Source organism: Streptomyces vietnamensis (genome assembly GCF_000830005.1).
GTDB classification, from domain to species: Bacteria; Actinomycetota; Actinomycetes; order Streptomycetales; family Streptomycetaceae; genus Streptomyces; species Streptomyces vietnamensis.
In genome coordinates this window covers 6,618,531-6,633,902 of the sequence record NZ_CP010407.1, presented here as the reverse complement: position 1 = coordinate 6,633,902, position 15,372 = coordinate 6,618,531, and the positions used below count along the sequence as shown (strand labels likewise).

12 protein-coding genes are annotated in these 15,372 nt (G+C 73.0%); 4 read left to right on the top strand and 8 right to left on the bottom strand.

Annotated elements, in window-relative coordinates; genetic code table 11:
* From SVTN_RS29765 to SVTN_RS29745, 5 genes are all read right to left on the bottom strand, one after another.
* On the bottom strand, positions 1–1,137 hold the full coding sequence (locus SVTN_RS29765; RefSeq protein WP_041131871.1) for an XdhC family protein: 1,137 nt from the start codon (positions 1,135–1,137) through the stop codon (positions 1–3).
* A 41-nt stretch (positions 1,138–1,178) separates the two neighbouring features.
* Positions 1,179–2,651, bottom strand: a complete 1,473-nt coding sequence (locus tag SVTN_RS29760; protein ID WP_041131870.1) for an NCS2 family permease — start codon at positions 2,649–2,651, stop codon at positions 1,179–1,181.
* Between the two features lie 232 nt (positions 2,652–2,883).
* On the bottom strand, positions 2,884–5,277 hold the full coding sequence (locus SVTN_RS29755; protein ID WP_041131869.1) for a xanthine dehydrogenase family protein molybdopterin-binding subunit: 2,394 nt from the start codon (positions 5,275–5,277) through the stop codon (positions 2,884–2,886).
* A 2-nt stretch (positions 5,278–5,279) separates the two neighbouring features.
* Positions 5,280–5,873 carry a (2Fe-2S)-binding protein gene (locus SVTN_RS29750; protein WP_041131868.1) on the bottom strand — a complete coding sequence of 198 codons (594 nt, stop codon included), beginning with the start codon at positions 5,871–5,873 and terminating at the stop codon, positions 5,280–5,282.
* Positions 5,874–5,875: 2 nt separating this feature from the next.
* On the bottom strand, positions 5,876–6,766 hold the full coding sequence (locus tag SVTN_RS29745) for an FAD binding domain-containing protein (RefSeq protein WP_041131867.1): 891 nt from the start codon (positions 6,764–6,766) through the stop codon (positions 5,876–5,878).
* A 307-nt stretch (positions 6,767–7,073) separates the two neighbouring features.
* Between SVTN_RS29745 and SVTN_RS29740 the strand changes: the two genes are divergently transcribed.
* Together SVTN_RS29740 and SVTN_RS29735 are read left to right on the top strand one after the other, a co-directional pair.
* Positions 7,074–8,768 (top strand): PucR family transcriptional regulator, encoded by a 1,695-nt coding sequence (locus tag SVTN_RS29740; RefSeq protein WP_041131866.1) that lies wholly within the window; start codon positions 7,074–7,076, stop codon positions 8,766–8,768.
* A 339-nt stretch (positions 8,769–9,107) separates the two neighbouring features.
* The gene (locus SVTN_RS29735; RefSeq protein ID WP_041131865.1) at positions 9,108–9,896 is read left to right on the top strand and encodes a hypothetical protein; all 789 of its coding nucleotides are present in this window, start codon (positions 9,108–9,110) and stop codon (positions 9,894–9,896) included.
* 15 nt (positions 9,897–9,911) lie between these two features.
* On the opposite strand, the gene SVTN_RS29730 is transcribed toward SVTN_RS29735, so the two are convergent.
* Both SVTN_RS29730 and SVTN_RS29725 read right to left on the bottom strand, forming a co-directional pair.
* Positions 9,912–11,564, bottom strand: coding sequence for a hypothetical protein (locus SVTN_RS29730; protein WP_041131864.1), 1,653 nt, complete (start codon positions 11,562–11,564; stop codon positions 9,912–9,914).
* A gap of 124 nt (positions 11,565–11,688) precedes the next feature.
* Positions 11,689–12,480, bottom strand: coding sequence for a GntR family transcriptional regulator (locus tag SVTN_RS29725; RefSeq protein WP_041131863.1), 792 nt, complete (start codon positions 12,478–12,480; stop codon positions 11,689–11,691).
* Positions 12,481–12,673: 193 nt separating this feature from the next.
* On the opposite strand from SVTN_RS29725, the gene SVTN_RS29720 reads away from it, so the two are divergent.
* Together SVTN_RS29720 and SVTN_RS29715 are read left to right on the top strand one after the other, a co-directional pair.
* Positions 12,674–13,540 carry a (2Fe-2S)-binding protein gene (locus tag SVTN_RS29720; RefSeq protein ID WP_041131862.1) on the top strand — a complete coding sequence of 289 codons (867 nt, stop codon included), beginning with the start codon at positions 12,674–12,676 and terminating at the stop codon, positions 13,538–13,540.
* 204 nt (positions 13,541–13,744) lie between these two features.
* Positions 13,745–14,857 carry a DUF2637 domain-containing protein gene (locus tag SVTN_RS29715; RefSeq protein WP_041131861.1) on the top strand — a complete coding sequence of 371 codons (1,113 nt, stop codon included), beginning with the start codon at positions 13,745–13,747 and terminating at the stop codon, positions 14,855–14,857.
* Positions 14,858–14,916: 59 nt separating this feature from the next.
* Here the strand turns inward: SVTN_RS29715 and SVTN_RS29710 are convergent, their stop codons facing one another.
* On the bottom strand, positions 14,917–15,366 hold the full coding sequence (locus tag SVTN_RS29710; RefSeq protein ID WP_063782290.1) for an ATP-binding protein: 450 nt from the start codon (positions 15,364–15,366) through the stop codon (positions 14,917–14,919).
* Between the last annotated feature and the right edge of the window lie 6 nt (positions 15,367–15,372).

The window sequence follows — 15,372 nt, the reverse complement described above, 5'->3', positions numbered from 1 at the left end:
CTATGCGACCGAACCTATGCGTCCGTCCGGTTCGCGCGGTCCGTCGTGGTGGATCGGGGTGTGGGCGCCGGTGAGGGAGACGCCGCTGCCGCCGCGGCGGTTGGCGACGATCTCCGCGCCGATCGACAGGGCGGTCTCCTCGGGGGTGCGCGCGCCGAGGTCGAGGCCTATCGGGGAGCGCAGGCGGGCGAGTTCGAGTTCGGTGACGCCGACCTCGCGGAGGCGCTCGTTGCGGTCCTCGTGGGTGCGGCGGGAGCCCATCGCGCCGATGTAGGCGACGGGAAGCTTCAGGGCGGCCCGGAGGAGGGGGACGTCGAACTTGGCGTCGTGCGTGAGGACGCAGAGCACGGTCCGGCCGTCGACCTCCGTCGACGCCAGGTAGCGGTGGGGCCAGTCGACGACGATCTCGTCGGCCTCGGGGAAGCGGGCCGGCGTCGCGAAGATCGGCCGGGCGTCGCAGACGGTGACGTGGTAGCCGAGGAACTTGCCGACCCGGACGAGGGCGGAGGCGAAGTCTATGGCGCCGAAGACGATCATGCGGGGGGCGGGGACGGAGGACTCGACGATGAGGGTCAGCGGCTGTCCGCAGCGGCTGCCGTCCTCGCCGATCTCCACGGTGCCGGTGCGGCCCGCGTCGAGCATCGCGAGGGCTTCGGCGGCCGCGGTGCGGTCCAGCTCGGGGTGGCCGCCGAGCTTCCCCTCGTACGAGCCGTCGGGGCGGACGAGGAGGGCCTGGCCCATCAGCTCGTCGGGGCCCGAGACGATCCGGGCCAGGGCTGCCGCCTCCCCGGTGGCGGCGGCCGCGAGCGCGGCGGGGAAGACCCCGCCGCGCACCGGGGTGACGAGGATGTCGATGATGCCGCCGCAGGTCAGGCCGACCGCGAAGGCGTCCTCGTCGCTGTAGCCGAAGCGCTCGACGACGGTCCTGCCGTCTTCGAGGGCCTGGACGCACAGGTCGTAGACCGCGCCCTCCACACACCCGCCGGAGACCGATCCGATCGCCGTGCCGTCGCTGTCGACGGCGAGTGCGGCTCCCGGCTGCCGGGGCGCGCTGCCGCCGACCGCCACCACGGTGGCGACGGCGAACGTGCGTCCCTGCTCGACCCACCGGTGCAGCTCTTCGGCGATGTCCAGCATGTCGGTCTCCTTGGGTGTGTACGGAGGGTGATTGTCGGGTGTCAGCTGACGCCCAGCCAACCCTCGATCGGGTGGAGGGCGAAGAACACGACGAAGATCGCGGTCAGGGCCCACATGAACGCACCGACCTCGCGCGCCTTGCCCTGCGCCACCTTGATGACGGTGTAGGCGATGACGCCGGCCGCGACACCCGGGGTGATGCTGTAGGTGAAGGGCATCAGGACGACGGTCAGGAAGACCGGGATCGCGACGGAGCTGTCGCCCCAGTTCACGTGCTTGGCGTTCATCATCATCATCGCGCCGATGACGACCAGGGCGGCGGAGCCGACCTCACGGGGCACGATCTGGGTGATCGGCGTGAAGAAGAGGCAGGCCGCGAAGAAGAGGCCGGTGACGGTCGAGGAGAGGCCGGTACGGGCGCCCTCACCGACGCCGGTGGCGGACTCGACGAACACGGTCTGGCCGGAGGCGCCGGAGACGCCGCCGATCGCGCCGCCCGCGCCGTCGATGAACAGCGCCTTGGAGAGGCCGGGCATGCGGCCCTTGTCGTCGGCGAGGTTGGCCTCGGTGCCGACGCCGATGATGGTGGCCATCGCGTCGAAGAAGCCGGCGAGGACCAGGGTGAAGACGATGACGCCGATGGTGATGAAGCCGACGTCGCCCCAGCCGCCGAAGGAGACGTCGCCGAAGAGCGAGAAGTCCGGGCTGGAGACCGCGCTGCCCTTGAGCTCGGGAGCGCCGTTCGCCCAGGAGCCCGGGCCCTTGGCCGGGATGTCCGCGACCGCGTTGACGATCAGGGAGACGATGGTGCCGGCGACGATGCCGATGAGGATCGCGCCCGGAACCTTGCGGGCCTGGAGGGCGAAGATCGCGAGCAGGGTGACCGCGAAGATCAGGACCGGCCAGCCGACGAGCTCGCCGCCGGCGCCGAGGGTGATGGGCGGGCCGAACTGCGGTCCCGCGCCCACGAAGCCGGCCTTGTTGAAGCCGATCAGCGCGATGAAGAGGCCGATGCCGATGGTGATGCCGTGCTTGAGCGGCAGCGGGATCGCGTTCATGATCATCTCGCGGAGACCGGTGACCACCAGGAGGCAGATCACCAGACCGTAGACGACGCACATGCCCATGGCCTGGGGCCAGGTCATCTTGGGCACGACCTGGGTCGCGAGCACACCGGAGACGCTGAGACCGGCCGCGAGGACGAGCGGGACCTTGCCGACGAAGCCCATCAGCAGGGTGGTCACCGCCGCCGCGAAGGCGGTCGCCGTGATGACGGCGGAGGTGGCGAGGACGTGCTTGTCGACGTCCGGGCCGCCGAGGAGGATCGGGTTGAGCAGGAGAATGTACGCCATCGCCATGAAGGTGGTGACGCCGCCGCGGATCTCCGTCGCGACGGTGGATCCTCTCTCCGAGATGTGAAAGTACCGGTCGAGCCAAGAACGTCCGGCGGGGGTGCGCGAGCCGGAGCCCGCGTCTTCCGCGGTGGTCTTGGGCTCCACAGACGACTGGGTCATGGGGCCTACTCCCAAGGTTCAAAGGGGCACCCGCATCAGACTTCGAAGCTCTGACGTGAAGCTGCGGGATTTGGGATATTGCGTTGGCTGCACGACCCGGGGGACGGCCCGAGACGAACGGGTTACTGCGGTACTACGGGGGTGGTGCGGGTACTCCGTCGAGGGAGTGCTCCGGGCGGTGCGGGCGGTGGAAGTGTGACGTTCCTGGGAGGCACGCACCGCCCGGAGAGTCCTACAGGGTGCCGGTGAGCGCCTCGGGGCGGACCGGCGTCTTGTTGAGCTCCAGGCCCGTCGCCGCCCGGATCGCCGCGAGGACGGCCGGGGTGGACGACAGGGTCGGGGCCTCGCCGATGCCCCGGACGCCGTACGGCGCGTTGGGGTCGGCCAGCTCGAGGTAGTCGACCGGGATGGTCGGCGTGTCGAGGATCGTCGGGATCAGGTAGTCCGTGAAGGAGGGGTTGCGCACCTTCGCGGTCTTCGGGTCGACGATGATCTCCTCCATCACCGCGACGCCCAGGCCCTGGGTGGTGCCACCCTGGATCTGGCCGACCACGGAGAGCGGGTTGACCGCCTTGCCGACGTCCTGCGCGCAGGCCAGCTCGATGACCTTGACGAGGCCGAGCTCGGTGTCCACCTCGACGACCGCGCGGTGCGCGGCGAAGGCGTACTGGACGTGGCCGTCGCCCTGGCCGGTGACGAGGTCGAAGGCCTGGGTGGGGCGGTGCCGCCACTCCTCCTCGATCTCGACGACCTGGTCCTCCAGGACGTCCGCGATGGAGGCGAGGGCCTCGCCGCCGTCGGTGACGACCTTGCCGCCCTCCAGGAGGAGTTCGGCGTTGGCCCAGGCCGGGTGGTACGAGCCGAACTTGCGCCGGCCGATCTCCAGGACCTTCTCGCGGACGAGCTCGCAGGAGTTCTTGATGGCGCCGCCGGTCATGTACGTCTGGCGGCCCGCGGAGGTCGAACCGGCCGAGCCAACCTGCGTGTCCGCGGGGTGGATGGTGACCTGCTGGACACCGAGCTCGGTGCGGGCGATCTGCGCGTGGATCGTGACGCCGCCCTGGCCGACCTCCGCCGCGGCGGTGTGGACCGTGGCGACGGCCTCGCCGTTGATGACCTCGATGCGGATCTTGGCGGTCGAGTAGTCGTCGAAGCCCTCGGAGAAGCCGACGTTCTTGATGCCGACGGCGTAGCCGACGCCCCGGACGACGCCCTCGCCGTGCGAGGTGTTGGACAGGCCGCCCGGCAGCGCGCGGACGTCCGCGCCCTCGCCGGCGGTCTCCCACTGGCGCTCCGGCGGCAGCGGGCGGGCCTTGACCCGGCGAAGCAGCTCGGCGACCGGGGCCGGCGAGTCCACGACCTGGCCGGTCGGCATGATCGTGCCCTGCTCCATGGCGTTGAGCTGGCGCAGCTCCACCGGGTCCATGCCCAGCTTGGCCGCGAGCTTGTCCATCTGGGCCTCGTAGGCGAAGCAGGCCTGGACCGCGCCGAAGCCGCGCATGGCGCCGCAGGGCGGGTTGTTGGTGTAGAGGCCGATCGCCTCGATCTCCACGTCCTCGACGACGTAGGGGCCGATCGAGAGGGAGGAGGCGTTGCCGACGACCGAGGCCGTGGACGAGGCGTACGCGCCGCCGTCGAGCACGATCTTGCACTTCACGTGCGTGAGCTTGCCGTCCTTGGTGGCGCCGTGCTCGTAGTAGAGCTTCGCCGGGTGCCGGTGGACGTGCCCGAAGAAGGACTCGTACCGGTTGTAGACCATCTTGACCGGCTTGCCGGTGCGCAGGGCGAGGACGGAGGCGAGGATCTGCATGGAGATGTCCTCGCGGCCGCCGAAGGCGCCGCCGACACCGGCCATGGTCATCCGGACCTTCTCCTCGGGCAGGCCGAGGCAGGGGGCGATCTGCTTGAGGTCCGAGTGCAGCCACTGGGTGGCGACGTACAGGTCGACGCCGCCGTCCTCGGCCGGGACCGCGAGGCCGGACTCGGGGCCGAGGAAGGCCTGGTCCTGCATGCCGAAGGTGTACTCGCCCTTGACGATCACGTCGGCGCGCTTGGCGGCCTCGGCGGCGTTGCCGCGGATGATCGGCTGGCGGTGCACGATGTTGGGGTGCGGGACGTGACCGGAGTGGTGGTCGTCGCGGTTCTCGTGGACCAGGATCGCGTCCGGGGCGAGGGCGGAGGCCTCGTCCGTGATGAGCGGGAGCTCCCGGTACTCGATCTTGATCTTGGCGGCGGCGCGGCGGGCGGTCTCCGGGTGGTCGGCGGCCACGAGGGCGACCGGCTCACCGTGGTGACGGACCTTGCCGTAGGCGAGGACCGGGGTGTCCTGGAACTCCATGCCGTAGTTCTTCGCGGCCGGCAGGTCCTCGTGGGTCAGCACGGCGTAGACGCCGTCCATCGTGAGGGCCTCGGAGGTGTCGATGGACACGATCTCGGCGTGCGCGACGGTGGAGCGCAGGATCTGGCCCCACAGCATGTCCTCGTGCCACATGTCCGAGGAGTAGGCGAACTCGCCGGTGACCTTGAGGGTGCCGTCGGGGCGGAGCGTGGACTCGCCGATGCCGCCCTTGACGTGGTTCTGGGTGACGTCGGTGGGCGTGCCCACCGGAAGTGTGTTCTGAGCCATCGTCAGACCGCCTCTCCCTGACGCTCCTGGCGAGCGGCCGCGAGGCGGACCGCGTCGAGGATCTTCTCGTAACCGGTGCAGCGGCAGAGGTTGCCGGAGAGCGCCTCGCGGATGTCCGCGTCCGTCGGGGACGGGTTGCGCTCCAGCATCTCGTCGGCCGCGACGAGCAGACCGGGGGTGCAGAAACCGCACTGGACGGCGCCGGCGTCGATGAACGCCTGCTGGATCGGGGAGAGTTCGACACCCTCGCCGGTCTGCGAGTCCTGGGGCTTGGCCTCCCAGCGCTTGGCCTCGTCGATCGAGGTGCCGCAGGCGCCGCTCGCGCAGCCGCCGTGCTCCTCGCGCTGCTTGGCGTACTCCGCCAGGCCCTCGACGGTGACGACCTCGCGGCCCTCGACCTGACCGGCGGCGACCAGACACGAACAGACCGGCACGCCGTCGAGACGGACGGTGCAGGAACCGCACTCGCCCTGCTCGCACGCGTTCTTGGAGCCGGGCAGACCCAGGCGCTCACGCAGAACGTAGAGGAGGGACTCGCCCTCCCAGACGTCGTCGGCTTCCTGCGGACGACCGTTGACCGTGAAATTCACGCGCATGGTTATGCAGCTCCCTCAAGCGTGCGGCCGGCGCCGCGGTACTGCTCCCAGGTCCAGCCGAGCTGGCGGCGAGCCATGATGCCGACGGCGTGGCGCCGGTACTTGGCGGTGCCTCGGACGTCGTCGATCGGGTTGGCGGCGGCCGAGCACAGGTCGGCGAACTGCTTCGCGATCGAGGGGGTGATGATCTTGCCGTTGTCCCAGAAGCCGCCCTCTTCCAGAGCCGCGTTCAGGAAGGCCTCGGCCTCCTTGGCGCGGATCGGGGTCGGCGCGGCGGAGCCGATGCCGGTGCGTACGGTCCGGGTCTCCGGGTGCAGGGCCAGGCCGAAGGCGCAGACGGCGATGACCATCGCGTTGCGGGTGCCGACCTTGGAGTACTGCTGGGGGCCGTCCGCCTTCTTGATGTGGACGGTCTTGATGAGCTCGTCGGGCTGGAGCGCGTTGCGCTTCACGCCGGTGTAGAACTCGTCGATCGGGATGAAGCGGTTGCCGCGCACCGACTCGACCTCGACCTCGGCGCCCGCGGCGAGCAGGGCCGGGTGGGCGTCGCCGGCGGGCGACGCGGTGCCGAGGTTGCCGCCGACGCCGCCGCGGTTGCGGATCTGCGGGGAGGCGACCGTGTGCGATGCCAGTGCCAGACCCGGGAGCTCTGCGCGCAGGTTCTCCATGATCTGCGTGTACGGAACGGAGGCGCCGAGGCGGACGTTCTCCTCGCCGACCTCCCACTCGCGCAGCAGCTCGATACGGTTCAGGTCCAGGAGGTACTCGGGGCGTCGGTGGTCGAAGTTGATCTCGACCATGACGTCGGTACCACCGGCGATGGGCACGGCCGTGGGGTGCTCGGCCTTGGCGGCGAGCGCCTCCTCCCAGCTGGCGGGGCGAAGGAAGTCCATGGTGGCTCTCTTCTAGTGATTCTGGTGATCGGGGGTCGAGCTAGTGGGTCCGGGGGGACGGCCGGCCCTCGACATCGTGTTCATGTGCTGTTCACGCGGTGTGTGGCCTAGTACACAAGCCACGATCGCCCGGGTGCAGTCACCGAAAACATGAAGGAGTTGGCTGGTGCCCGTCGTCGTCTTGTAGATTCGAACGAAAGGCGGGGAACGGAAACCTCGCTGTTTTCCCCTGGAAACGGTGGCACCACCCCACCGTCGACAACGCGACACTTCCACCATCACCGAACGAAGGAACGGCGGCGACACGATGCGGCTGCGCGCACTGCTGGAGAACGACGCGCTCGGGCTGCGCCTGCTCGGCGGCGAGGACGAGCTGGACCGGACCGTCCGAGGCGTGATGACGACGGACCTCAAGGACCCCAGCCGGTACCTGTCCGGCGGCGAGCTGGTGCTGACCGGCCTCGCCTGGCGGACGGAGCCGGCCGACTCCGAGCCCTTCGTCCGCATCCTGGCCTCGGCCGGCGTGGCCGCCCTGGCCGCGGGCGAGGCCGAGCTCGGCCCCGTCCCCGACGATCTCGTAGAGGCGTGTTTGCGCCACCGGCTCCCGCTGTTCGCAGTGAACGAGTCCGTTGCGTTCGCGACGATCACCGAGCACGTTGTTCGACAGGTCTCCGGCGAGCGGGCCGGCGACCTGGCCGCCGTCGTCGACCGGCACCGGCGGCTCATGACCTCGGGACCGGCGGGCGGCGGCCCCGAGGTCGTCCTCGACCTCCTCGGCTCCGACCTGGACCTGCGGGCCTGGGTCCTCTCCCCCACCGGCCGCCAGATCGCGGGCGCGGGAGAGCCCCTGGACGCCGGGCTCGCCGCCACGCTGGCCGGTGAGCACCTGGCCGCCACCCGGACCGGCCGGCGCGGCCCGCACCGGCTGAGCGTCGCCGGATCCACGTACTCGCTCTTCCCGATCCGCAACACCGGCCGGGGCGCCGCGCCCGCCTCCCGGGACGTGCGCGAGACGGTCCTGTCGGACTGGCTGCTCGCCGTCGAGGCGGACGCCGGGGAGTGGCCCGCCGCCCGGCTCGACCTGCTCCAGGGCGTCACCCAGCTGATCGCCGTCGAGCGGGACCGGCGCGACGCGGCCCGCACGGTACGGCGCCGGCTCGCCCAGGAGGTCCTTGAGCTGGTGCAGACGGGCGCCGCGCCCGCCGAGATCGCCGCCCGGCTGCGGGTCGCCGCCCCGGTGCTGCTGCCCGGGCTCGGCACGGCCCCGCACTGGCAGGTCGTCGTCGCCCGCGTGGAGTGGGAGCAGGAGGCCGGTCAGGCCCCCGTGGACAGCGGGCCGGTCGCGCAGGCGCTCCTGGAGGAGATCCTCGTCGACCCGGCGACCGTCGGCGCCGAGTCGGCCGACCGGATCGCGGTCGCGCACAGCGGCGACGAGGCGATCGCCCTGGTCCCGCTGGCCACGGGCCCGCTGCCGGAGAGCGAGGACGAGGGCCCGGCCCCCGCCCTCGGCCTGCACGCGGACGCGCTGCTCACCGCCGTACGGGCGCCGCTCTCCTCGGGTCTCGACGGCGACGGGCGCCTCACGCTGGGCGTCAGCGCGGCCGTGGCGTCGGCGGAGGGCCTGCGCGGGGCCCTGGAGGAGGCCCGGCACGCCCGCCGGGTGGCCGCCGCCCGCCCGGGCCGGGTCTGCGCCGCCGGGCACCACGAGCTGGCCTCGCACGTGCTGCTGCTGCCGTTCGTCCCGGACGACGTCCGGCGCGCCTTCACGGCCCGGCTGCTCGACCCGCTGCGCGACTACGACCGCCGCCACCGGGCGGAGCTCATCCCGACCCTGGAGGCGTTCCTCGACTGCGACGGCTCCTGGACCCGCTGTGCGACCCGCCTCCACCTGCACGTGAACACGCTGCGCTACCGGGTGGGCCGGATCGAGCAGCTCACCGGCCGTGACCTCTCCCGCCTGGAGGACAAGCTCGACTTCTTCCTCGCGCTGCGGATGAGCTGACGCCGTTCGGGTGAACCGAACCGGAAGCACCAGGGCCCGACGGGGTCCCGATGATTCACTCCTTCGGGCGAGTCCGGAGGTGTGGCGAACGGGACCGCGGCGGGCCCTCGGCGTGGGGCCCCGCGGGCCGATTCCGGGCCTGATCACCGCCGTGATCACGGGCCGATCGGCGATCCGCCGATCCGTCGGACCGGGTCGGGGCGGGGGTCTTCACCCCACCGCGAGTTTGTGAAATTTTTCACCCGACCCCTTGGCCGGGTACTGCCGTTCGTGCTGAGATGCCGTCCTACTCAACAGCTCGATGGCGCGCTCGGGGAGGGCAATGTGGCGGATACCGCCATGTCTGGTTCCGAATCAAGGGGTGGCGAAGATCCGTCCCTCGCCTACGGCAAGGAGACACCGGTGGAGACCGCCATATGGCGGCTCCGCTCCCGAGGTTGCTGGACGGACGCGGCCGCGCTGCTCGCGCCGCACGCGAACGAACCGGCGGCCGCACTGGAACGGGCGGCGCTGCTCATCGAGCGCTGCCTCTACACCGAGAAGGGCTGGGCCGACGCCGAGGAGGCGCTCCGGGCGGCCGAGGCGGTGGCCGGCACCGACGAGGAACGCGGGGCCGCGGCCTGCGAACGCGGCTATCTCGCGTACGCCTCCACGCTGTTGGGCGTACGCGACCGGGCCGACGAGGCCCGGATGGCGCTGGGCCGGGCGGCGGCCCTGATCGGCCCCTCCGCCGGCGGGCGGCCGCTCCTGGACTTCCGGCGCGGGCTCATCGCCCAGAATCTCGGCGACTCCCCGCAGGCGGCCCGCGCCGCGTACCGCAGGGCGCACGCCGGGGCGACCGCCCAGGGGGACTCGCTGCTGCTCTCCTTCACCTGGCGGCACCTCGCCGGACTCGCCCTGCGCGAAGGGGAGTTGGCGGAGGCGCGGCACGGTTTCGCGGAGTCCCTGCGGATCCGCGAGGAGCTGGGCTACCTGGTGGGTACGGCCCCGGCGCTCACGGCCCTGGCGACCACGGAGACCGAACCGGAGGCGGGCCGGCTGCGCGCCGAGGCGCGGCGCCTCTTCCAGCTGCTCGGCGGGGTGCCGACCTGGCTGTCGGCCCAGTTGACACCCCGGGCCGCCACCTGACGTCACGTCACGCGGTCAGCTCCTCGGCACGAGGCACACCAGGCTCTCGTCGGTGCCGACGAGGAGGGAGCCGGCGCCGGTGACGGCGACCGCGCGGACCGGAGGGCCCGGGCGGAAGGAGAGCGTCGGGCCGCCCTCGGGACGGAGGAGTTCGACGAGGCCGTCGGCCCAGGCCGCGGCGACCAGCGGCCCGTGCGGGGTCTCGGTCGCGTGCAGGGAGACGACCGGCGAGGGGCGTTCGGCGAGGGGTTCGGGGTGCGCGTCGCGGCCCGGGGTCCAGAGCCGGACGCTCCCGTCGGCGCCGCCGGAGCAGACGAACGGGGTCTCGGACTCGACCGCGGCGACGGCCGTGACCCGGCCGCTGTGCGAGGCCGACTGGTGAAGGCCCGTCAGGCCGAAGGCGTGGACGGAGCCGAGACGGTCCCCCACCACCACCGAGCCGGCGATCGCCGCGAGGGCCGTGCCCGGGTGGCGGGCCAGGGTCGCCGAGACCGCCTCGGTGAGCCGTTCCAGGTACGGGGGCCGGGGCGCCGTTCCCCGTACGGAGTGCAGCCGGCCCCGGTCGTCCAGGAGCAGCACCGTGCCGTCGGGCGCGGGCGCGAGGGCGGTGATCCGGCCGGGGACACTGTGCGCGAGGCGCCCGACGGGACTCGCGTCGGCCTCGTGGAGGAGCCGTACGGTGCCGGTGGGGTCGCCGACGAGGAGGGTGCCCTCCAGGGGGCCGCCCGCCGCGCCGAGCACGGTGACCGGGCCGGGCCAGGGCGGGTTGAGGTCGCCGCGGTGGCGGGCCCACCGGACCCGCCAGGGGGCGCCCTCCGCGAGTTCGGCGAGCGCGGGGCGGAGCCGGGGGTCGGCGCCGTCGCCGAGCGCGGCGAGGAGGACCAACGCCCGTTCCGCCGGGGCCTGTTGACGGCAGAGCGACTGTCCGGCGCGCATCCAGGCGGTCCGGAGTCCGCCGTGTTCGTCGGCGGTGCCCTCGCCGGGCCGGGCGGACGGTTCGGGCCCGTCGAGGGTGCCGGGCACCCCGGCGAGCGCGGCGCCGGTGACGTACGCCGTGGTGACGAGCAGCGGGTCGGCCGCACAGACGGCCACCGGGTCGGAGAGGTCCGGCAGCGGCGGGGCGGGCTCCGCCACGGCGCCGTCGGCGGTCTCCGGTTCGCCGTCGAGGTCGACGACGGTGACCCGGCGTTCGGCGCGCAGCACGGCGGGGGCCGGGGTGTCGCTCCGGGCCTCGACCACGAGCCGGATCCTTCCGACGCCGGCGAGCTCCGCGATGAGCCGGGTGAGCGCGGCGGGTTCGGCGGCGGCGTGGAGGTCCGTGAGGAGGAGGACGGCCCGGCCGGCGGGCCGCGCCTCGCTGGTGGCGAGGGCGTGGACGAGGTCGCCGGGCGACCGGGCGACGACGCCGAGGCGGTCGGCGAGGGTCCAGGCCGCGCCGAGCGCGCTCTGCCCGGCGAGCGGGACGAGCGTCCGGGCGGTGCGCCGGCGGGAGCGGCCGGAGCGCGGGCCGTACGCGGCGAGCCAGCGGAGGAGGGCCGTCTTGCCGCTGCCGGGGGCGCCGGTGACGAGGCAGAGCCGGGGCGCCTCGGGGTCGGTGAGCCAGCCGAGCAGGGCGGTGGCCTCGGCTTCCGTACCGTCCCATGCCGGGGACGGGATCGCGGACGGCATGGGACACCTCACGGGTGACGCGGTGCGGGCTGCTGACGTCTTCGACCTTAGTCGTACCGGACGCTCAGTACTCCGATCCGGCGAAGTGCTCTCGTACCGAGGCCGGGACGACCGCCGGCGCCCCCTAGTACTCGGAGCCGGCGAAGTGCTCTCGTACCAGGGTCTGGACGACCGCCAGGTCCTGGGCGATCAGGGCGTCGAGCAGGGCGGTGTGCTCGGCCGCGTCGGCGACGAGGACGCCGTGGCTGAGGGCGGGGGCGCTGATCAGGGGCCACTGGGAGCGGCGGTGGAGGTCGTCGGCGACGGCGAGGAGCTGTTCGTTCCCGGCGAGGGAGAGGACGGCCCGGTGGAAGGCCCGGTCGGTCTCGGCGTAGTGGGCGCGGTCGCCGCGGGCGGCGGCGGCCGCGGTGGCCTCGGCGAGCGGCCGGAGTTCCGCCCAGCGGGCGGCGGGGACGGTACGGGCGAGCCGGAGCATGACGGGGACCTCGATGAGCGCGCGGACCTCGGCGAGCTCGGCGAGCTCGCGGGGGGTGCGCTCGGTGACGCGGAAGCCGCGGTTGGGCACGACCTCGACGGCCCCCTCGACGGCGAGGCGCTGCATGGCCTCGCGGACGGGGGTGGCGGAGACGCCGAAGCGCTCGGCGAGGGCGGGGGCGGAGTACACCTCGCCGGGGCGGAGCTCGCCGCCGACGAGGGCGGTGCGGAGGGCTTCGAGGATCTGGCCGCGGACGGAGTGCCGTTGCACGGTGCGGGGGCGGGGGGCCGCCGGTTCGCCGTGGGTGTGCTCGCCGCGGGCCGCTTCCGTACCGCGCGCCTGTTCCGGTACCCGTACGGCCCCGCCGAGGGAGCCCGCGGCGTCGCCGAAGGGCGGGGACGGCCTCTCCGTCGTCCGCTCGCGCGCTGCGCCCTGCTCCACCCGGGTCCTCCTGCGGCTTCGTGCCGGGCCCGGCTCGCGTCGTCCGGGTCCCCTGTGCACCATAGGCGAACGGACCGACATCCGGGGCATACGGGCTGCCTCGCAGGTGGGAGGGGTTCGCCGGTGGTGAGAGGCCACCCCGAATCGGGTAAGGTAAGGCTAACCTTCCAGTGCTCGCGATTCGGTGGTCCGCATGACCGTCCCCGCCCTGTTGCCCGCCCTCCCCGCCTCGCCCGTCGCGGCCTCCTACGCCCGGCTCGCCGAGGTCTTCCCCGGCCTCCGGATAGAGGAAACCGCCCGGGGCGAGCGGCTGCCGGACGGCGCGGGCTGGGTCGGCGCGGACGCGCTCGCGGCCGGCGGACCCGCCCTCGACGCCTTCCTCGCCTGGGACGACGCGCAGGTGCTGCGGGACTACGGCACCCGGGCCCGCCCCGACGTCGTCGCCGGTTTCGGACTGCACCGGTACGTCTGGCCGGCCTGCCTCCTCGTCACCGTCCCGTGGTTCCTGGACCGCCGGGTGCCCCGGCTACCCGTCCGGAACGTGGCCTTCCAGCGCGCGCTCGGCCGCCTGGCGGTCCGGGTGGAGGAGTTCGCCTGCCTGCCGGACGACCCCGCGGCCGCCCTGCCCGGCGCCCGGGTCGTCGTCGGCGAGGAGGCGCTGCGGGCCGAGGTGCGCGCCTCGCTCGCCGAGCACTTCGCGGCCGTGCTCGACGGCTTCGGACCCCGGATGCGGCGCGGCCGCCGAGCCCTGTGGGGGATGGCCACGGACGAGATCGTCGAGGGCCTCTGGTACGTCGCGGCCCTGCTCGGCGAGGAGCCGCGGGCGAGGGAGGAACTCGAACTCCTCCTGCCGGGCACCCCCAAGCCGTACGAGCCGTACGCGGGCGGGGCGGGCTTCCGCGAGCTGGCCGGTGCCGAGGAGCCGGACGGGACTCCGCGCGCCACCCGCGACCGGGCCGCCTGCTGCTTCTTCTACACGCTGCGCCCCGAGGACACCTGCCTCACCTGCCCGCGCACCTGCGACGCCGAGCGCGTCCGCCGGCTGACCGCGACCGCCTGAGGCTCCCGAGGGATTACGCCACCCTTCCGGGTGGCGTAAATCGAACTCAAATCCCCTTCCTTGTATGCGCGTTCGACCAGATCGCACCTATTCGTATGCCCCGCGCCCCCGATGGCGTGCTCTTGCCCGGAAACCCCTTGAGCGCCCCGCGGGGTCGGTCAGTATGGGCCGCTGAACGCCCTACTGCGATGCAAGGGACACCGCATGAGACTGACCGACATATCGCTGGACTGGCTGCTTCCGGGTGGCGTGATGGTGGCCGGAGTCCTGACGGCGGTGGCGGTGCTCGCGCGCGGGAAGCGCGCCGGTGACCAGGCCGCGGCCGACGACTCCTGGGAACGCAGCGAGGAGCGCCGCAGACGCAAGGAGGCCGTCTACGGCTTCGCCTCGTACGGGCTGCTCTTCCTCTGCGCGGCCGTCGCGGCGGCGCTCTCCTTCCACGGCCTCGTGGGCTTCGGCCGGCAGAACCTCAACCTCGCCGGGGGCTGGGAGTACCTCGTCCCCTTCGGCCTCGACGGCGCCGCCATGTTCTGCTCGGTGCTCGCGGTCCGCGAGGCCAGCCACGGCGACGCGGCCCTCGGCTCGCGCCTGCTCGTCTGGCTGTTCGCGGGCGCGGCGGCCTGGTTCAACTGGGTGCACGCACCGCGCGGCATGGGCCACGACGGGGCTCCGCACTTCTTCGCGGGCATGTCCCTCTCGGCGGCGGTCCTCTTCGACCGGGCGCTGAAGCAGACCCGCAGGGCGGCGCTGCGCGAGCAGGGCCTGGTGCCCCGCCCGCTGCCGCAGATCCGCATCGTGCGGTGGCTGAGGGCACCCCGGGAGACCTTCGCGGCCTGGTCGCTGATGCTCCTGGAGGGCGTACGGACCCTGGACGAGGCGGTCGACGAGGTGCGCGAGGACCGGCGGGAGAAGGAGCAGAACCGGCTCCGCCGGCGCGACCAGGTCAAGCTGGACCGGGCGAGGCTCAAGGCGATCAACCGTCAGCACCGTGCCTTCGGGCTCGGCCGCGGCGGTGGGCGCCAGGTGGAGATGGCGGCGCTCAACGCCTCGGCCGGTGCGAATCCCGGCCCGGGTGCGGGCGGCGGTTCGGGCTCCGCGACGGCCGCCGTGCAGGCCGCCGTCGCGGAGCCCGCCATAGCGGACCCCGGACAGCTGCCGCTTCGACCCCGGCCCTCCCTGCAAGCCGTGAGGGGCGACGAACCCCGGCCCGGTGAGTCCCGGACGGTGGACCTCACCGCCGAGGACGACACCCAGGCGCTGCCGCGTCTCGACTCCCTGGAGCGCAAGCTCAAGGATCTGGAGCAGCAGTTCGGCTGAGGCATCACCATCGGCATCGGCATCGGCATCGGCATCAAGGAAATCCGGCGGGGCCGCCCTCAGGCGCCCCCGCCGTTCAGTTCGAACCACACCACCTTGCCCACCCCGTGCTCCTCGACTCCCCAGGAGTCGGCGAGGGCCTGGACGAGGACGAGCCCCCGGCCGTGCGTACCGTCGTCGGCGGGCGGTACGGGCGGCCGTTTGAGTCCGGGAACGAAGTCACGGACCTCGACCCTCAGCTGTTCGGGGACGACCGTCGCGGTCACGACGGCCCCGTGCTCGGTGTGCACCAGGGCGTTGGTCACCAGTTCGCTGGTGAGCAGTTCGGCCACGTCGGAGGCGCCCGGTCCGCCCCACTTCCGCAGCAGTTCACGCAGGGCATGTCGCACCTCCGGCACCGCGGTGAGATCCGCGCATCCCACCTTTCTGAGCAGTTGAGTCGGCTGTCGTGCCTCCCCGGCCATATCCCCCACCCACAGGTCGCGTCGAACAGGCTCACGGGGATGCATGCCCCG